Annotated in this window: 19 protein-coding genes; 6 read left to right on the forward strand and 13 right to left on the reverse strand. The window is 63.4% G+C overall.

The window, feature by feature from the left end; all coding sequences use genetic code 11:
* Positions 1 to 16: 16 nt before the first annotated feature.
* The 4 genes from ACYJ11_RS06010 to ACYJ11_RS06025 all read right to left on the reverse strand — a co-directional run bounded on the left by ACYJ11_RS06010 (position 17) and on the right by ACYJ11_RS06025 (position 5,306).
* Positions 17 to 2,818, reverse strand: a complete 2,802-nt coding sequence (locus ACYJ11_RS06010) for a TRAP transporter permease (RefSeq protein ID WP_461647081.1) — start codon at positions 2,816 to 2,818, stop codon at positions 17 to 19.
* Positions 2,815 to 3,303: a DUF1850 domain-containing protein gene (locus tag ACYJ11_RS06015; protein WP_461647082.1), complete on the reverse strand. Its 489-nt coding sequence runs from the start codon at positions 3,301 to 3,303 to the stop codon at positions 2,815 to 2,817. The genes ACYJ11_RS06010 and ACYJ11_RS06015 overlap by 4 nt, the downstream gene beginning before the upstream one ends.
* A 61-nt stretch (positions 3,304 to 3,364) precedes the next feature.
* The gene (locus tag ACYJ11_RS06020; RefSeq protein WP_461647083.1) at positions 3,365 to 4,414 is read right to left on the reverse strand and encodes a TAXI family TRAP transporter solute-binding subunit; all 1,050 of its coding nucleotides are present in this window, start codon (positions 4,412 to 4,414) and stop codon (positions 3,365 to 3,367) included.
* Positions 4,415 to 4,613: 199 nt separating this feature from the next.
* Positions 4,614 to 5,306, reverse strand: coding sequence for a type 1 glutamine amidotransferase domain-containing protein (locus tag ACYJ11_RS06025; RefSeq protein ID WP_188975559.1), 693 nt, complete (start codon positions 5,304 to 5,306; stop codon positions 4,614 to 4,616).
* 258 nt (positions 5,307 to 5,564) lie between these two features.
* Here ACYJ11_RS06025 and ACYJ11_RS06030 point away from each other — a divergent pair, with 258 nt between their 5' ends.
* Positions 5,565 to 6,263 carry a DUF5828 family protein gene (locus ACYJ11_RS06030; RefSeq protein WP_188975560.1) on the forward strand — a complete coding sequence of 233 codons (699 nt, stop codon included), beginning with the start codon at positions 5,565 to 5,567 and terminating at the stop codon, positions 6,261 to 6,263.
* 79 nt (positions 6,264 to 6,342) lie between these two features.
* On the opposite strand, the gene ACYJ11_RS06035 is transcribed toward ACYJ11_RS06030, so the two are convergent.
* Entirely contained in the window at positions 6,343 to 6,624 is a 282-nt protein-coding gene (locus ACYJ11_RS06035) for a hypothetical protein (RefSeq protein ID WP_461647084.1), read from the reverse strand.
* A gap of 126 nt (positions 6,625 to 6,750) precedes the next feature.
* On the opposite strand from ACYJ11_RS06035, the gene ACYJ11_RS06040 reads away from it, so the two are divergent.
* A complete protein-coding gene (locus tag ACYJ11_RS06040; protein ID WP_461647085.1) occupies positions 6,751 to 7,950 on the forward strand; it encodes an inorganic phosphate transporter in 1,200 nt (399 codons plus the stop codon).
* Between the two features lie 4 nt (positions 7,951 to 7,954).
* Here ACYJ11_RS06040 and ACYJ11_RS06045 read toward each other — a convergent pair whose 3' ends face one another.
* Positions 7,955 to 8,170: a hypothetical protein gene (locus ACYJ11_RS06045; protein WP_170096678.1), complete on the reverse strand. Its 216-nt coding sequence runs from the start codon at positions 8,168 to 8,170 to the stop codon at positions 7,955 to 7,957.
* Between the two features lie 176 nt (positions 8,171 to 8,346).
* Between ACYJ11_RS06045 and ACYJ11_RS06050 the strand changes: the two genes are divergently transcribed.
* Positions 8,347 to 9,030 (forward strand): hypothetical protein, encoded by a 684-nt coding sequence (locus ACYJ11_RS06050; RefSeq protein ID WP_461647086.1) that lies wholly within the window; start codon positions 8,347 to 8,349, stop codon positions 9,028 to 9,030.
* Positions 9,027 to 9,626 carry a DUF6517 family protein gene (locus tag ACYJ11_RS06055; protein ID WP_461647087.1) on the forward strand — a complete coding sequence of 200 codons (600 nt, stop codon included), beginning with the start codon at positions 9,027 to 9,029 and terminating at the stop codon, positions 9,624 to 9,626. The genes ACYJ11_RS06050 and ACYJ11_RS06055 overlap by 4 nt, the downstream gene beginning before the upstream one ends.
* A gap of 41 nt (positions 9,627 to 9,667) precedes the next feature.
* Here the strand turns inward: ACYJ11_RS06055 and ACYJ11_RS06060 are convergent, their stop codons facing one another.
* From ACYJ11_RS06060 to ACYJ11_RS06070, 3 genes are all read right to left on the reverse strand, one after another.
* Positions 9,668 to 11,533 (reverse strand): carbon starvation CstA family protein, encoded by a 1,866-nt coding sequence (locus ACYJ11_RS06060; protein WP_461647088.1) that lies wholly within the window; start codon positions 11,531 to 11,533, stop codon positions 9,668 to 9,670.
* Between the two features lie 175 nt (positions 11,534 to 11,708).
* Positions 11,709 to 12,683 (reverse strand): ArsA family ATPase, encoded by a 975-nt coding sequence (locus ACYJ11_RS06065; RefSeq protein WP_188852415.1) that lies wholly within the window; start codon positions 12,681 to 12,683, stop codon positions 11,709 to 11,711.
* The gene (locus ACYJ11_RS06070) at positions 12,683 to 12,979 is read right to left on the reverse strand and encodes a hypothetical protein (protein ID WP_004959670.1); all 297 of its coding nucleotides are present in this window, start codon (positions 12,977 to 12,979) and stop codon (positions 12,683 to 12,685) included. Before ACYJ11_RS06070 ends, ACYJ11_RS06065 begins: the two co-directional genes overlap by 1 nt.
* Positions 12,980 to 13,124: 145 nt before the next feature.
* Here ACYJ11_RS06070 and ACYJ11_RS06075 point away from each other — a divergent pair, with 145 nt between their 5' ends.
* Positions 13,125 to 14,381 carry a CobW family GTP-binding protein gene (locus ACYJ11_RS06075; protein ID WP_461647089.1) on the forward strand — a complete coding sequence of 419 codons (1,257 nt, stop codon included), beginning with the start codon at positions 13,125 to 13,127 and terminating at the stop codon, positions 14,379 to 14,381.
* On the opposite strand, the gene ACYJ11_RS06080 is transcribed toward ACYJ11_RS06075, so the two are convergent.
* From ACYJ11_RS06080 to ACYJ11_RS06090, 3 genes are all read right to left on the reverse strand, one after another.
* Positions 14,378 to 14,584, reverse strand: coding sequence for a hypothetical protein (locus tag ACYJ11_RS06080; protein WP_170096672.1), 207 nt, complete (start codon positions 14,582 to 14,584; stop codon positions 14,378 to 14,380). The genes ACYJ11_RS06075 and ACYJ11_RS06080 overlap by 4 nt on opposite strands.
* Positions 14,585 to 14,684: 100 nt before the next feature.
* Positions 14,685 to 15,098 carry an SRPBCC family protein gene (locus ACYJ11_RS06085; RefSeq protein ID WP_461647090.1) on the reverse strand — a complete coding sequence of 138 codons (414 nt, stop codon included), beginning with the start codon at positions 15,096 to 15,098 and terminating at the stop codon, positions 14,685 to 14,687.
* Between the two features lie 30 nt (positions 15,099 to 15,128).
* Positions 15,129 to 15,443 (reverse strand): hypothetical protein, encoded by a 315-nt coding sequence (locus tag ACYJ11_RS06090; protein WP_188975580.1) that lies wholly within the window; start codon positions 15,441 to 15,443, stop codon positions 15,129 to 15,131.
* Positions 15,444 to 15,566: 123 nt separating this feature from the next.
* Here ACYJ11_RS06090 and ACYJ11_RS06095 point away from each other — a divergent pair, with 123 nt between their 5' ends.
* On the forward strand, positions 15,567 to 15,779 hold the full coding sequence (locus ACYJ11_RS06095; RefSeq protein ID WP_050037233.1) for a hypothetical protein: 213 nt from the start codon (positions 15,567 to 15,569) through the stop codon (positions 15,777 to 15,779).
* A gap of 54 nt (positions 15,780 to 15,833) precedes the next feature.
* Here ACYJ11_RS06095 and ACYJ11_RS06100 read toward each other — a convergent pair whose 3' ends face one another.
* Positions 15,834 to 16,205: a cupin domain-containing protein gene (locus ACYJ11_RS06100; protein ID WP_461647091.1), complete on the reverse strand. Its 372-nt coding sequence runs from the start codon at positions 16,203 to 16,205 to the stop codon at positions 15,834 to 15,836.
* Positions 16,206 to 16,243: the final 38 nt, after the last annotated feature.

Raw genomic sequence — 16,243 nt, forward strand, 5'->3', positions numbered from 1 at the left:
GTTAAACGGTTCTCACTCACGCCGGCTCAGCCGTGCTTGACCGTACCGCAGGGTCACCGCCACGCTGGCGGTTCTTGGCCATGAGGAAGAGGAACAAAGCCAGGCCGACACCGCGGAGCACAACGTCGAGCAGTACCGTCATCTCGCCGCCGGCGATGCCGACGAGTCCGAGGAGGTCGTACACACCGGACACCGCAAGACCGGGAGCCATCAGGAGTAGCGAACTGAACGCAAACGCCGCGCGCTCGCTTCGGGAGACCGGCGCGTACGCGAACCCAATAACCGTCGCGGCCAGCGCGACGACGCCAAGGAAGACGCCGATCACGGGGATCAGGATCTCGGGAATTGCGTAGCCGACATCGAGGAGGTCCGCGACTCCGACGACGTGGTATTTGTCTCCAATGTCGAGGCTGGCAGCGTCAGGGTTGCGCCGGAGCAGAATGATGCCCGGCGTGACAATGAACGCGAACGGGACGATAGCCTTGTTGAGCGACAGCGAGAACGCCTCGATACCGGTCTCGAAGGCGTCGGACTTCGCGACGCCGGAGGCGGCGTAGGCAGCCACTGCGACCGGCGGCGTGATGTCGGCGATGACGCCGAAGTAGAGGATAAACAGGTGCGCCGCGAGCAGCGGGACGCCGAACTCGGTCAGCGCCGGCGCGAGCAGTGAGACGAGGATGATGTAGGTCACCGTCGTCGGCATCCCCATTCCGAGGATAATCGAGGAGAACGCGGTGACGAGCAACAGCAGGACCAGCGAGCCGCCGGCGACGGTCGTGATAAGCGAGACGAGGTTCGGGCCGAGGCCGGAGACGCTGATGACGCCCGGAATGATGCCGGCGGCGGCGACGGCGATGACGACCGGGACCGCGGTTCTGGCCCCGCTCTCCATAGATTTTCCAAGGAAGACGCCGAGCTTGTACAGCCCGTTCGAGGCCAGGTCTGGCTGGCCAACGGCGTCAGCGGTCGTTTTGGCGGTGTCGTCGACGGCACTGTCGAACGACAGTATCGGCGAGTCGAGTCGGGGACGGGTAATCAGGGTGAGGACGCCGGCGAGGATGATCAGCGTGCCGACGTTGCCAACTGCGGCCGAGAACGCGGAGCCAAGTGGTTGTGGGCCGGGCAGTGCAAGCGCACCCTCTGCTGTCAGGTCTGCCGCGACAAGGCCATCGATACGGTCGAACAGCGTCGGGAACGCTGTAGTAGCCTGTACGAACCGATTGAACAGGTATCCGAAAAGACCTTCGCCGGTGAAGTACTGCGTGAGCGTCGTGAGCCCGAAGAGGGTCGCAAATGTAACTCCGAGTCGGGCACGCGTCTCGTCGCTGTAGGCCGCCACAAGTGCGATGAGCGCCCCGATTGCGATGAGCGTAAACCACGCCGAGCGGGCGACAGACAGTCGCTCGATGATGAGATAGTACAGCAGGAGGCCCAGCGGGACGAGGTAGAACCACCCGCTTTTGAAGTGGCTCCGGAGGTTGACCAGTTCTGAAGAGTCGAGGCCGCCGATGTTCTCCTTGACTGCCTCGAAGTGGACCATTACCCAGACGCCGAAGAAGAAGACGATAGCGGGAATCGTCGCGACAACGATGACGTCGGCGAACGGCGTCGCCGTGTACTGGACGATGAGGAACGCGGCGGCCCCCATCACCGGCGGGAGAATCTGACCACCCGATGAGGCAGAGGCCTCGACACCGCCGGAGAACTCAGGCGAGTAGCCCGACCGCTTCATCAGCGGAATCGTGAACGCACCGGTCGTCACCGTGTTGGCGATGGACGAGCCTGAGATGGTCCCCATAAATCCGCTGGCGAGAATGGATGCTTTCGCCGGGCCACCCTTCCGCGTGCCCGTCGCGCCGTACGCGAGGTCGATGAACCACTGCCCCGCGCCGGACATCTCGAGGAACGCGCCAAAGAGGATAAAGATGTAGATGAACTGCACGGAGACGGTGACCGGAATCCCGAACACCCCGTTTTCCGTGTTGTACCAGAGGTTCTGGATGATAGAGGGCCAGGACAGTGGCGGGATAGAGAGGACATCGATGTAGGCTGCGTCCTGTGGGATGAGGACACCGAAGCGGGCGTAGACGATGAACACTGCGACAATGACCATCAGCCAGAGGCTGATCGCCCGGCGGGTCGCTTCGAGGACGAGCAGGACACCGACCACGCCCAGCACGAACGCGTAGGAGGTATCGGCGAGCGGTCCGAGTAGGCCCGCTATCGGCTCCAAGAAGGTGAACACCTCCTGAATGGGACGGCCGCGTTCGAGGCCTAAGGCGCGCATGCGCTGGATCTCGTCGAAGTCAGTAATGAAGTACGCGGCCGACAGCACAGACAGGACGATAAAAACGAGATCCGAGGGCGTCACACGGTCCATCTCGGCGTCGAGAAACGCCCAAGCAAGAACGCTCCCGATAGCGTGAACGACACGAGACACCGGATGCTCCGCGCCGAGTTTCTCGTCGACCAGCGACCCGAGCGCGATACAGCGCCGGGAAAGCGGGCCATCGCCGGTGCTGCCGGGATACAGCAAGAACGTCAGGATGAGGCCAAAGGAGACGTGGACGGCGTTGATCTGGAGCAGTTGCAGGGACGCGAACACCATGTCACCGACGCCGGGCAGCGAAATCGAAAGGACGAATCCTTTCGCCGCGAGCCACATCTGAAACACTGAAAACGAGATGCCGATGAGCGCGACGAGGACAACGGCCCAGCCTGTCAGCGAGCGTTTCCGCTCGATCTCCTGCAGTACTTCATCAACTTCCTCGTCCGATACGGCCTCCCCGCCGTCGTCAGATTGTGCGTTTTCAGTCATGTGTTGAGCTGGTCTGTCGCGGCACCGAACGCCGAGCGTTGGGTCACGTAGAGGTGGACCGAGCGGCCGTTGGTGCGGGCTACCAAGTCGTAGGTTTCGGCTCCGACGTGAAGTTTATGTCCTGCAACATCACCGGGAGAGACTGTCACGCGCGTGTAGTTACCCGGCGGGTCGAACACATACATCCCGTCCTCGCGAGTGACGTTGGCCCGGCTCGGGAGCCCCCAGCCGAACGACTCGAACTCCATGCGCGTCATTTCGAGGTGGTCGCCACGGACCGTGTACTCGTCGTAGACGCGCGTTTTTTCGACACTGTGCATATATTCAAGCGCGACGATCGTGCCGTCTTCGACCGGAGCCGTTAGATACTGCTCACCGGTCTCGACGTCTTCAACGACCAATGCACGTCCGCCGGGGAGCGCTGCTACTGTCCCGATGACGAGGAGGGCGACGAACACCGCGATAGCGACGTATTGTCGTCTCATTCCAGTTGATGAGTAATAGAAGGTGGTTAGTTAACGATACGGATAGCGTCAGCCGACGACGTTACGCGTCGAAGTATGCCGCTGCGCCGGGATGGAGTTCGATGGACATCCCGTCCTGTGCGGAGTCCTTGCTGATGAAGTCCGTCTTGATAGAGAGGGCGTCAACGTTGTCGAAGATAGCGCCGGTGACCGACTCGACCGTCCCTTCGGGCTGTTCGGCGTTCGTCGCGATCATCGCCTGCACAGCGATTGTTTCGACAGCCTCGTCAACGCCGGTGTAGGTGTCGGCGGGGATGGTGTCGTCAGCGAACCAGGAGGCGTCCTCCTTCGCTGCGGTACGGTTGTCGCCGGAGATCGGGACGATGACGAGGTCGTTGGTGTTCGCGAGGTCCTCGATAGCGCCGACCGGCCAGCCACCGACGACGAATGCGGCGTCGATGTCGCCGTTCCGGAGCTGGTCGGCAGCCTGGGAGAACGAGGCGTTCTGCTCGTTGTAATCGGAGATACCGACTGATTCCAGAATCTGGTTCGCGTTGACCTGGGTTCCGCTCCCGAGGTCGCCGGTGTTGATCGTCGCCCCTTCGAGGTCAGAGAGCTGCGTGATGCCCGTGTCCGCGAGGGTGACGACCGTGATGGTCTCCGGGTACAGGGTCGCAACGCCGCGGAGGTTCTCGATGGCGTTGTCCTGGAACGCATCGATCCCCTCGCCGTTCTTCGCGAACGAGGCGATGTCGTTCTGGATGAGCGCGAAGTCGGCGTCGCCGTTGGCGAGGCTGCCGACGTTTTCGACGCTCGCACCGGTCGACTGGACGTTCAGCGTGAAGTCCGTGTTGTCCTCTACGACCGTCTTGAACTCGTTCGAGAGCGGGAAGTAGGTGCCACCGGTGCCGCCGGCGTGCCAGGAGAGGCGAGTCTCCGTCTCGCCTTCAGTCATCTCGCCTTCGGTCATCTCCCCTTCGGTCATCTCTCCTTCGGTCATTTCGCCGTCGCCTTCAGTCATCTCGCCGTCGCCGCCATCGCCACCGTCGCCGCCGCCACAACCGGCGAGAGCTGCGACACCTGCAACGCCTGCTGTTTTGAGGAACCGCCTGCGCGTGGAGTTGTTAGTCATACGTATGTCTACGTTGCACGGGGGCTTCAAGAAGGTTAGCTAGTACACAGTCGTTATTTGACTATATCGTGCGATAGCGTATGCCACTGTATTCTCCGGGACGGCGACTGCGTGGGAAAACGCACCCAGGCCGGACGTACTCGCTTCCGAGAAATTCAGCCGAATTGATGTGTTGCGGTGATCGGCGGGCGTCCGATCATCACGCCGACGTCTCGATACCGAGTTCGTCCAGCAGCGTCCGAGCGGCCGCAGCCGACGACGGTGGGCCACGGGCCGTGATGAGGTCACCGTCGACCGTGACGCTGGTGTCGGCATCGAGTTCGGCGTCCCAGTCCGCACCGACGGCCTTCACTTCGTCTTCGACCCAGTACGGGAGCTTCCGGCCATCGGGGAGCAGGTCGTTCTCGTCGACGATGCCTTCTTCCCAGGCGTTCGGGAAACCGGTGACCGAGCGGCCGTCGGCGAGGAACTCGCCGTCCCTATTGCGGGTGAAGGCCAGAATCCCGACTGTGTGACAGACGACGAGCGCCTTGCCGTCGTCGCCGGCGACACTCTCGCGCAGCAGTTCACGGGCGTGGACATCCTGCGTGACGTCCCACTCCGCGCCGTGGCCGCCGGGGAATACGACGGTGTCGTAGTCCTCGGCGTCGGCCTGTGCCAGTGGGATCGGGTTGTTCAGGCGCTCGTCGGTCTCGTGGACCTCTCGAACGTGCTCCGAGAGGTCTTCGCCGACTTCTTCTGGGTCGACGGAGCGTTCGTCAAGGACCGGCGGCTCGCCGGTCGGTGTCGCCACCGTGATATCTAGACCGGCGTCTGTGAGAGTTGTCAGCGGCTCTATACATTCCTCGCCCCAATAGCCGTGCTCGCTTACGACGAATAGTGCGGATGTCATCACAAGTACGTTCGCGTGCAATCCTTATAAACGGCCGTTCGGTGCTGAGCGAAGTAGGGTCAACAGGCAGGCGGCTCTGCAGTAGAAATACGTCGTCTGCGTCTCGATATTGAGGGCTGGGGAGGAATACGGCCGGAGAGTATCACGTCTGTCGTCATGGCGGAAACGTTTAACCCCACTGAGCAGCAATCCGCTGTGTACAGATGGACAGCCCACTGCAGCAGATCCCGCGGCTGTCATAGACCGATCTATTATACCATGGCAGACATCGAAGAGAGCGTTTCAGGATTCAAGACGAAAGGCGGCTGGGTCGACATCGTCGAGCACGGCGAGCGCATCACACAAGCGCTGAAAGACATCGCTTCGGGCGAAGCCGTCGACGAGGACGCCCTCAGTGAGTTCGACGAGTGGCGACCCAAGAGCCACGAGCGACTGGACGAGGACGTCAACGAGAAGACCGCCGATCAGGCGAGCGTCGACGAGGGCAAGGGAGAACAGGCCGGTAAGGGGCCGGACGAGGACCTCCAGACCGCTGGCGAGAAGCTCAGCGAGTCCTACGAGAACCTCGACGAACCGGACGAGGCGATGGAGCGCTGGAGCGAGTCCGTCGACTACGTCGCCCGCGCGGCTGACTCCGCCAGCCGGAAGGCCCTGCGGAAGGTCGAGGACACCGTCTACCGCAACGTGATGACCCAGATCGCCCCGTACTACTTCGACAACGACCTCATCAGCGCGAACCTCCGCCGCGTCGGTGACGGCGACCGCCCCGAGTACGTTTTCGAGGTCAACGTCAACGACGACGACCTGAAGATGCGCGTCTCGAACAAGCTCGCCGACTTCGAGCAAGCCGTCGACCGCTGGCACGTCGACACCGAGAAGGTCACCGAGGCCGCCGAGGCCGCTGAGGGTGTTGATGCGGTCGAGACGGGGGACGAGACGGACGCGAAAACGAACTAAGGCGGCGTCCCTGCCGCCGGCATCGGTTTTGCGTCCGAGAGGGAAGGCGAACGAAGCACGAGCATGGCCACACAGACGGTCAGATAGCGTCGTCAGGATCGTGTTTTTCGGCCATCCGCGACGCCTCGGCCGCGTACTGTGCCTGCAGGTCCGGGTCGTCGACGGACCCGAGGTTGTCCGGGTCAGCATCGACGGCGGCCGTGGTCTCCCGCACATCAGAGAACGAGGTCAGCGCCCGCTCCTTGCGGAAGTACTGTTCGCCGTCGGGCGTCGCGTACGTGAGGATGATGAGGTTCTGTTCGTCGTCGGAGTAGGTTCGTTCGACCAGCCAGACGCGGACACCCTCTTCAGTGGCGGACATACGGGACCGAACCACGCGCTACCACCTGAACGTTTGCCCGTGACGCCCGTTTCCGAGTTGATAGTCGGCCTCACAAGGGCGCGCGAACGGTAGGCTCATTGCAGGGCGGGGCAAACGCCGTGACAGATGGTCGCGACGAGTACGATTGTGACGCTTGTTATCGCGTCAGCCGCGAGTCTGTTCATGGCCTGGGCTATCGGTGCCGGGTCGTCCGGGTCCACTCCGTTCGCGCCGGCCGTCGGTGCGAACGCGATCTCGGTGATGCGGGCCGGGTTTTTCGTCGGCATCCTCGGGCTGGCCGGCGCGGTCCTGCAGGGGGCCAACGTCACGGAGGCCGTCGGCAGCGAACTCGTCCTGTTCCCGAGCGGCGGCGGCCTCTCGGCGATCGCCGCTATCGTCGCCCTCCTCACTGCGGCGGTACTGGTCGCCGTCGGAATTTTCACTGGCTACCCCATCGCGACGGCGTTCACGGTCACCGGTGCGGTGGTCGGCGTCGGACTGGCGATGGGCGGCCAGCCGGCGACGGCCAAGTACATCGAAATCGTCTCGCTGTGGGTCTTGACGCCCTTCATCGGCGGGGGTATCGCCTTCGGGACGGCGTGGTCGCTCCGACACGAGGCCACGACCGAGGAACGGCTTGTGCCGCTGCTGGGCGGGCTGGTCGGTGTGATTCTGGCGAACATCGAGTTCGTGCTGCTAGCACCGGGTAGCGAGCAGGCGTCAGTCGCCCGCGCCATCGCGAGGGCGGTCGGGACGCCAGTATTCCCGTCGATGGTCGTTGTGACGCTCCTTATCGGGGTGCTCGCGGGTGGACTGCTGTATCTAGATATCAGGGCGGACGCGGCCGCCGGGCAGCGGCACTTCCTGCTAGTGATGGGCGGGCTCGTGGCCTTCTCCGCCGGCGGGAGCCAGGTCGGGCTGGCGCTGGGGCCGCTGGTGCCCCTGCTTGGCGAGGGGCCGACGGCAGCCATCCCCATCACTGGGGTTCTGTTGTTCGGCGGCCTCGGCCTCCTCATTGGGTCCTGGACAGGCGCGCCGCGGATGATCAAAGCGTTGGCACAGGACTACTCCTCGCTCGGGCCGCGGCGCTCCATCGGCGCGCTGATTCCGAGCTTCATTATCGCACAGGCGGCCGTCTTCTTCGGAATTCCGGTGTCGTTCAACGAGATCATCGTCTCCGCCATCGTCGGCTCCGGCGCAGCCGCCGGCGGCGGCGAGGTCAGTCGGGAGAAGATGGGCAAGACAGTGCTGGCCTGGGTCGGGTCGCTCGCACTGGCGTTCGGGCTGAGCTACGGGCTGTTCTGGGTTATCGACGCGGTGCTCTGATCGGTCAGCGACCCCAGACGTAGCGACTGACGACCTCGTTCATTCTGGTCGAAAGATGGCCCATCCAGGCCTCGGGTGAGATGCGCTCGATGTCGCGCTGGTCGACCTCGATGCGATCATCGCCGAACGGGTCGTGAGGTTTCTCGCCCTCGGTTTCGTCGACGGCATCGACGACGACGGTCATCGAGCAGCGGCCGCAGGCTTCGGTGTCTTTCGCCATGATTGTTAGTGGATAATTGAAAGGCCAGCATCAAAAACCTGCCGCGGCGGTCGTGTACGGCCCGTGAACGACCGTCGGCTGACCGACGGGCTTAAGATGCCGACACGGCATCGCCATGATATGACTTACCGCGGCAGGCGAGCAGTACGAACTGAACGCCCACGGAACGCACGACGATGAGCGAGGAATCCAAGTCCACGTCGGGCGAGGAGCCGCCGGACTACGGCGCGGATGACTGGGAGGACCCCGTCACTGGGGCGGTCCCGAAATCTGAGCTGCCCGACGAAATTATCGAGGAGGTGCCACACTGGACAGATGACCCGTACTTCGACCGGGTGAGCGACCGCCTGATGTACAACTACACGCTGGAGCGGGATCACCAGCTCAGGGGCGAGCGCTGGGACCTCTACGGCGAGATGCGGGTCCTCAACCAGAAGCAGTTCTTCCACCCGGCGCTGTCCTACGGCGACCACGAGTCCGAGGAGTACCTCTACGCCCGCCGCGTCGACCGGCCGACAATCGGCGAACTGAAGCGGCTGGTCGAACTCGGCCACGACCTGGCCGACAAACGGGTCACGCCGAACGAAGAGCACTACCGAACTGACTTCACGTTCGTCCTCGTCGCCGACGAGCTACCCGACGAGGTTCGGTCGTTCGTTGAGGGCCAGCGCGAGCGCACGCTACTGAAATACGGCTACTACGGTCACTACGAGGTCAATCTGGGCGTCGTCGTTCCGGACAAGCAGGAGGCTGTCGCCGGCGAAGCCGCCGACGTGGTCGAAGCGTTCGTCCTCTGGGAAGACGTGACCCAGCCCGAGGAAGGAGTGCTGTCGCGGCTTGCCAAGCGGTTCTGGAAATGACGCTCCCGACTCGGCGCGGCTTCGTCGTCGGTTGTGTGGCGACGCTGGCCGGCTGTAGCGTCCTGCCAGAAGAGAGCGAGCCGATCGAAGCCAGTGCGACCTCACCGGCGAAGCTCCCCGAATCCAGCGACTACTCACTCGTTATCGAGGACAGCCCCACCATTGAGACGACAGTGACAGTCGACTTCTCGGGTGACGTGCAGTTGACCTCGCACCAGGACGTGATTGCGACCGTGTTCCGGCGCGTCTACGAGTCAGCGGGCGGGGCATTGTTTGGCCTCCTGACGGCCCCAGCTGTCCAGGTCGTCGACCAGCCCGGGGTCGTCCGCGACCCGTTGACGGCAGTGGACAGCGTCCGGGTCGTTTCGCTTGCGATGGATGCCGATGTGGACACCGTTTCGGAGTGGCGCGAAAGCGACTCGGCAAGGCTTCTGGGGACCGAAACGACACTGATGACAGCGACAGCAACGGTCGACGGCAGCGAGCGGGACATCGCTCGGGTTCGTGTCCGTGCCGGTGAGGACTCGGTGACGGCGATAGCGGCTGCCCCGGACGACACCGTACCGCCGTTTGGCGCGGTCACGCGGGACGCGTAGCTTGCGCTTCCGACGGTGAAAAAACGGAGAAGGAGCCGCTGTCAGTCGTCGCTCGGTTCGACGACACCGCCGCCGTAGCTCTCGCGGACGGTGCTGATGTTGTCGTATCCCTTCTTGACCAGCGCCAGAGCGAGGCCGATGAGGGTCAGTGCCAGAAGCGTCTGGATAATCGTTGCGAACAGTTGCACACCGCTCGCACCGCCCACGATAATCGTCTGGTAGATGTTCTGGTAGAACGCGAGCCAGCCGAGGCCGAGCACGGTTATCGCCACCATGATGGCCATCGGCACGCCCGTGGAGTACAGCTGTTTGCTCTTGTCCCAGTTAGCCAGCCAGACCGTCCCGGTCAGTAGTGCGAGCGCGGCCAGTAGCTGGTTCGCGCCACCGAACAGCGCCCACAGGACGACCCACTGGCCGGAGACAACCATCACGTACGCGAGGCCACACTGGATAATCGGGTTCGTGTACCGGCCGCGGGCGATTTCACCCAGCGTCGAACGGATGCCACCGCCCACATTGAGCCCGCTCGACGTCTGGCCGGCCGGCAGGCCGACGATTTCTTCCATCATGTAGCGGCCGAGTCGGACAGCCGTGTCAGTAGACGTAAGCAGGAAGCTCACGAGGACGAGTGCCATGAACGGTGCGCCAAAGCTCTGTGGGAGGCCGAGGCTCGTCAGGATAATGCCACCACCGGTCGCGAAGTTCGGCAGCGCCGCGCCGATACCGCCCGCGGGGTCGGGGAAGCCGGCGACTGCGAGCGTCGACAGCGCGACGGCCGCGAGCAGGCCCTCGCCCAGCATCCCGCCGTAGCCGATGAGCCGGGCGTCGGTCTCCTTATCGAGTTGCTTCGCCGTCGTTCCGGAGGAGACCAGCGAGTGGAAACCGCTGATCGTTCCACAGGCGATAGTAATGAACAGCAGTGGGAACAGCGGGTACAGGCCCGCACCTTCGACACCCCAGAACCCATTGAACGCGCCGATAGAGCTATCGATGACCAGCGGGGAGGTCGAGGTTCCGAGGACGGTACCGACGATGATAGCGAGTAACGCGCCGCCAACGCCGGTGTACAGCAGGAACGACGAAAGGTAGTCACGTGGCTGGAGCAACACCCACACCGGGAGTGCGCTGGCGACGGCGGCGTAGGCCATGATGACCGGGATCCACGCCGCAGTGTTGCCGCCCAGTGCGCCCGCACCAGGCACCCAGGAACCGCTCCCACCCAGCAACACGATGACGGACATCTCCGCGGTCCGTTCGGCCGTCGGCTCGAACAGGGCAATCGGGAACTGAATCCCGGCGAAGACGCCGGCGAAAACGCCTGCAACGAACAGGACTGTCCCCAGGATGAACGGGCCGTTGAGCTGGTAGAGGTACACGCCAAACGCCAGCGCGAGGGCAATGTAGACCAGCGACGCCGTCACCACCTCGGGATAGGCGTTGAACACGATCCCGACCACCAGCGCAAACACTGCGACGACGAGGATAATCGTCAGGAACGCGAACCACAGCAGCATGTTCTTCCCGCCCTCGCCGACGTACTCACCGACGATGTAGCCGATTGACTTCCCCTCATGTCGGAGCGACCCCGACAGTGAGACGAAGTCGTGGACGCTGCCCATCAGCGGGTTGCCGATGGCGATCCACAGCAGTGCGGGAACCCATCCCCAGATGGCCCCCGCAGTAATCGGTCCGACAATCGGTGCCCCACCCGCGATACTTGAGTAGTGGTGACCCAGCAACACCGGTTTCTTCGATGGCACGTATTCTTGCCCGTCTTCGTACTTGTGTGCCGGTGTCTCGTTGTCGTTGTCGAGTTCGAGGAACCGCGCGAGGTACTTCGAATACCCCAGATACCCCACGCTGAACGTCACCAGTACTGCCAGGACGATCCAGATTACCTGTGTCATGTATATGCATGAATGGTAACCAACATCAAGCTATTAATAGTTATTATATATTTCCTACATATCTTAAGTCCGTCAGAATACGCTCGGTCACACGGCTTCGACTATCAACGAAAAATCTAATATCTGATTACTTATCGGTTATGCGCGGCCTACACATGAGCGGCTGGCCGCCGGCTCAGACGAACGTCGGCACCTCAGCGGCCGTCTCGACGTCGAGTTCGGCTGCGACATCGTCGAGCAGGTCGCCTTTCACCTCCGCCGTGCGGGTCGTGATTTCCGCGACTAGCGGCGGGTCGAGCGTCTCACGGACCTCCTGTAGCCGTTCGTTCTCGGTGGCGACGCGGTCTCGGAGATAGCGAGCCCCACGGCCGTCCTCGTCGGGGTCCGGTTCGGGCGTGAGCTTGTTCGCGACGAGGCCCCGAACCGAGAGGTCGCGCTCCCGCATCTCGGCGATAGCGCGCCGCGTCTCGTTGACCGAGAGCTGGTCGGGGTTGAGCACGAGGAAGAAGGCGGCGTCGGCCTCCAGCGCGCCGCTGGCGAACTCGAAGAACTCCTTGCGGTCCTGCAGGCGGGCCAGCACCGGGTCGCCGTCCATCACACGCCGGGGTTCGTTGTTGCCGATAGCGGCCTTCTCGAAGAGGTCGATGCTCTTCTCGCGTTTGTGCATCAGTCGGTCGATCCATCCTTCGAGGAACTCCGGCAGGCCGAGCAGTCGAAGGGTGCTGCCAGTCGGCGAGGTGTCAAAGACGACCCGGTCGTACGGGTCGGCGTTGCGCATCACGTCGACGAAGCGGTCGAACAGCGCCGACTCGTAGGCCCCTGGCGTCTGGTGGGCCATCTCTAGCTGCTGGTTGATTTCGTTGACCATCGCCGCCGACACCTGCTCGGAGAGGTCGTTACGGATGCCGTTGAGGTGGCGCTGGGTCTCGGTTTCGGGGTCGATCTCCATCGCATCGAGGCCGTCGATGCCCTCGACGGATTCCGGGTCGTCGCTGAACGACTGGTCGAACACGTCCGTGACGGAGTGGGCCGGGTCCGTCGAGACGACGAGCGTATCGAGGCCCGCTCGCGCGGATTTGACGCCGTAGGCACAGGAGACAGTGGTCTTGCCGACACCGCCCTTGCCGCCGAAGAAGACGAACGGCTCCATCAGAAGTGGTACTGCTGGCCCTTGCGTTCGATGTACGACCCCCGGTCCCACAGCCGCCGCTCCCAAGCTTCGAAGGTGTCTTCGAGGTACGGCAGCAGTTCGGCGGTGTAGTACGACACCGGCGACGGGATGCCAAAGGCGTCGGGGAAACAGGCCAGCATGAACGCGTCCTCGATGTCTTCGGCCTCCTTCTCGATCTTCTCGTAGGCCGGGTGCGTTATCATACCATGGTACAGTCCGCGGGCCCACTCCCGCAGTGTCCGGCGAAAGCGCTCGATTCGGTCGGCCAGTTCCATCGTGGGTCATGTGTGCGAGAGGCATGGAGTAAAAGCTGTCGCAGTTACCCGTCGATAGTACCCAGCCGCGGTGATGGGCCAGCGGTCGTGTTTGAGCGCCGGAAACGAGGCGCGATTTGAAGGGAGCCGGCCCACAACGGGAGGTATGCGCGACACCATTCCCGTCACGATTCTTTCCGGAAGCCTCGGGGCCGGGAAGACGACGCTACTGAATCACCTGTTGACAGAGGCCGGCGACCGCGACATCGCCGTCCTCGTCAACGACATGGGAACCGTCAACGTCGACGCGGAACTCATCGCCGAGGGGTCCGAACTCGACGTGGACGACGGCGTCGCGGAGCTATCGAACGGCTGTATCTGCTGTGAACTGCAGGACGACCTCGAAACCGCAGTCGTCCGGCTGGCGGACGACCGTGACTTCGACGCGCTCGTTGTCGAGTCCTCTGGCATCTCCGAGCCAGCGCCCGTCGCGCGGCTGTTCACAACCGAATCGCGCGTGGCGGCGCTCTATCGCGTCGATACGCTTGTGACGGTGCTGGATACCCGGCTGTTTCTCGACTCGTTCGCTGGCGAGACGCCCGAGCGCCGAGGGACTGTGGAAGCGAACGCCGATGGAGACAGCGACGCCGACCGCCCGCTGTCGGACCTCATGGTCGAACAGGTCGAACTCTCGAACCTCGTCGTGCTGAACAAGACGGACCTCTGTACGGACGAGGAACTGGACGAAGCCGAGGAACTGGTGGGGGCGCTCCAGCCCGACGCCGAGACCATCCGAACGACCTTCTCACAGGTCGACCCCGACCAGCTGTTCGACCGCGCGCTGTTCGATCAGAACGAAATCAACGACTTGCCGGGCTGGAAGCGAGCACTGGCCGAAAGTGGGCATAGTCACGACCACGATGCCAAGGACGATACAGACGGCACTGGCCACGGCCACGACGACCACCACCACCATCCCGAAGAGGTGTACGGCGTCACCACCTTCACGTATCGCCGCCGTCAGCCGTTCCACCCCGATCGACTCGCCGACGTGCTGCGGGGTCTGCCGTCGGGAGTCGTTCGTTCGAAAGGGACCGTCTGGCTGGCGGGTGCAGAGCTACGGGTCGTCATCGGGCAGGCCGGCCCCTCGATACGGGCGGAAGCACAGGGGCCTTGGATTGCGAGTCTCCCCGAAGTCGAGCAGGACATGTACCGCTCGAACCGGCCGGGGCTCGACTGGCACGACGAACACGGCGACCGACGGACGGAACTGGTGTTCATCGGAACCGACTACGACGAGGAATCCCTTCGGACGGCGCTCGACGACGCGCTGGTCACGGACGGGGAATGGACGGACAGCGAGTCGCTCACCGGACCGTTCCCGGCGGAACAGGGCGAGGAGACGGTGATACGGAGCCCCTAGCAGGCGCAGTCACGACCGGCCGCGCGCTCGAAGCGCATCTCCTCGCCACAGTCCGGACAGACCGGCTCGCCCTCCAGTTCGACGTCTCTGATGCGAACGCCACAGTCGTCACACCAGTACGCCCCTTTCGACCCATCGTCGGGGCGGGACTTCGTCTCCGGCTGTGAGGTGAGTGCCTCCTTGACGCTGTCGAGGATGCTCATGATCGTATATTTAGATTACAGCTACTAAACGTATCGTGGTTGTGCGCAGTCGTCTCACGGGCATCGACGAATCAGCCGAACGGTCGAGCTATCGACCGGGTCAGCCCCCGGGTACGTCGGCCGCCAGTTCCTCGATCGCTCGCTCTATCTCGTTGCCGCGCTTCCAGGCGGCGATGCGGTCAGCGAAGGGGAGTGGCAGGTTCAGCGAGACGGTCGACCGCATCGTGAGCCGGGACCCGTTCTCTTCCGAGGTTACGGTAATCTGCGTCTCAAGATGGTCGAACGGGCCGACCTCGCCCTCGGCGGTGTACCGGAGCCCATCGTCCCGGGATTCGAAACGAAGCGGGACAGACATTCCCGGGCCAGCGGCGGTAACGAGCGTTCCCGTATCAGTCTCTTCGACGGCCGTTACTGTGAACGTCCCTTCCGCCGCGACGACCGCTTCCGGCGAGAGCGTGCGGTGGACAGCTGGCGGCCGCGCCATCACGAACCGAGAGCGTTCGACCTCGCGCATACCAGTCCACATGCGCACCGGGGTGGTAAATCACAGGGCCAGCGGAGCCGAGATGCCGACCAGCAAAACGGCGAAGCCGACACCGATGTAGATGAGGCGCTGAAAGCGAAGCTCCGGGGCGATCTGTACCGAGGGCGGCGGCGCAGTCCAGACCAGTCGGTGATACGAAACGGCGGCGACAGCGACGGTCCCGGCTGTCGAAACGATCAGACCGGCCCAGATGGGAAGCCCGTAGGCGAGGCCATATAGCGGGCCGACCGAAAACAGCAGCATCACCGCCATCGCAGTGCAGACGAGAAACGGGACCGGGTCGACCGGATCCCCATGACGATTTGGAACGTTCATACGTTGTGTTGGGCTCCGAATGTGTTTAGTTGCGCGACTTGGCCGCGCCCAGCCATGGCGAGCGAGTCGAACCCACCGAACACTGCCAAAGAGCTAAGGGCCGTCCCGTCCGTGTTCGTGGGCATGAGCGACGCGAACGGGTTCGAGGAGGGGGCAAGCGGGTCACAGGGCGACCCGCGGGTACTCATCGCGATGAACGTCGTACTCTCGACGGTATTCGCAGCCACGATCGTCTGGGGGCTGAGTGTCATCGGCGCAGCGGAACTCACGGCGATCAACGTCGCGACCGGCGCAATACTCCTGTTCGCGCTGACCTACGCCATCACCCTCCAGTAGCGGTCCGGCGTCACGCTCCTGTGGCGGTTCGATGGAGCGACTGCGACCCTCGGCTCACTCGGGGTCGTATGGATGGACATCATCCACCGCGGGTGCGCCGACGACGAGCGTCCGCACTGGTTCGGTCGCCGGCTCAGGGTTGTGCGCCCGCTGGGGGCTGTCCGGCTCGACGACGAACGCCTCGTCTTCCTCGACCTCGTAGGTCTTCTCGGGCGTCTCGACAGCCAGCGTTCCCGAGAGAACGTAGAACAGTTCTTCCTGGTCGTCGTGATAGTGGTACGCGAGCGGAATGTCCTCGCCGGGGGCGACCTCGTAAAGGTTCACGGCCGCATTTTTGAGGTCGGCTGCGTCACTTATCGACCGCTGGATACTCGGTCGGTCCGGTGTCGGTTCGATGTCGTCGACCGCGAGGTGGTGATAACCCATGTCATCCCTGTCGACAGCGACCGACCTAAAACAACTGC

It is taken from the genome of Haloarcula sp. H-GB5 (assembly GCF_054850705.1).

What these genes read in the sequence shown, in the direction of transcription:
- ACYJ11_RS06060 (WP_461647088.1), bottom strand. Translation starts at nt 11,533, where the DNA reads ATGACACAGGTAATCTGGATCGTCCTGGCAGTACTGGTGACGTTCAGC.
- ACYJ11_RS06015 (WP_461647082.1), bottom strand. Translation starts at nt 3,303, where the DNA reads ATGAGACGACAATACGTCGCTATCGCGGTGTTCGTCGCCCTCCTCGTC.
- ACYJ11_RS06075 (WP_461647089.1), top strand. Translation starts at nt 13,125, where the DNA reads ATGCGCGACACCATTCCCGTCACGATTCTTTCCGGAAGCCTCGGGGCC.
- ACYJ11_RS06055 (WP_461647087.1), top strand. Translation starts at nt 9,027, where the DNA reads ATGACGCTCCCGACTCGGCGCGGCTTCGTCGTCGGTTGTGTGGCGACG.
- ACYJ11_RS06040 (WP_461647085.1), top strand. Translation starts at nt 6,751, where the DNA reads ATGGTCGCGACGAGTACGATTGTGACGCTTGTTATCGCGTCAGCCGCG.
- ACYJ11_RS06100 (WP_461647091.1), bottom strand. Translation starts at nt 16,205, where the DNA reads ATGGGTTATCACCACCTCGCGGTCGACGACATCGAACCGACACCGGAC.
- ACYJ11_RS06045 (WP_170096678.1), bottom strand. Translation starts at nt 8,170, where the DNA reads ATGGCGAAAGACACCGAAGCCTGCGGCCGCTGCTCGATGACCGTCGTC.
- ACYJ11_RS06065 (WP_188852415.1), bottom strand. Translation starts at nt 12,683, where the DNA reads ATGGAGCCGTTCGTCTTCTTCGGCGGCAAGGGCGGTGTCGGCAAGACC.
- ACYJ11_RS06020 (WP_461647083.1), bottom strand. Translation starts at nt 4,414, where the DNA reads ATGACTAACAACTCCACGCGCAGGCGGTTCCTCAAAACAGCAGGCGTT.
- ACYJ11_RS06035 (WP_461647084.1), bottom strand. Translation starts at nt 6,624, where the DNA reads ATGTCCGCCACTGAAGAGGGTGTCCGCGTCTGGCTGGTCGAACGAACC.
- ACYJ11_RS06050 (WP_461647086.1), top strand. Translation starts at nt 8,347, where the DNA reads ATGAGCGAGGAATCCAAGTCCACGTCGGGCGAGGAGCCGCCGGACTAC.
- ACYJ11_RS06090 (WP_188975580.1), bottom strand. Translation starts at nt 15,443, where the DNA reads ATGAACGTTCCAAATCGTCATGGGGATCCGGTCGACCCGGTCCCGTTT.
- ACYJ11_RS06025 (WP_188975559.1), bottom strand. Translation starts at nt 5,306, where the DNA reads ATGACATCCGCACTATTCGTCGTAAGCGAGCACGGCTATTGGGGCGAG.
- ACYJ11_RS06070 (WP_004959670.1), bottom strand. Translation starts at nt 12,979, where the DNA reads ATGGAACTGGCCGACCGAATCGAGCGCTTTCGCCGGACACTGCGGGAG.
- ACYJ11_RS06010 (WP_461647081.1), bottom strand. Translation starts at nt 2,818, where the DNA reads ATGACTGAAAACGCACAATCTGACGACGGCGGGGAGGCCGTATCGGAC.
- ACYJ11_RS06095 (WP_050037233.1), top strand. Translation starts at nt 15,567, where the DNA reads ATGAGCGACGCGAACGGGTTCGAGGAGGGGGCAAGCGGGTCACAGGGC.
- ACYJ11_RS06080 (WP_170096672.1), bottom strand. Translation starts at nt 14,584, where the DNA reads ATGAGCATCCTCGACAGCGTCAAGGAGGCACTCACCTCACAGCCGGAG.
- ACYJ11_RS06030 (WP_188975560.1), top strand. Translation starts at nt 5,565, where the DNA reads ATGGCAGACATCGAAGAGAGCGTTTCAGGATTCAAGACGAAAGGCGGC.
- ACYJ11_RS06085 (WP_461647090.1), bottom strand. Translation starts at nt 15,098, where the DNA reads ATGCGCGAGGTCGAACGCTCTCGGTTCGTGATGGCGCGGCCGCCAGCT.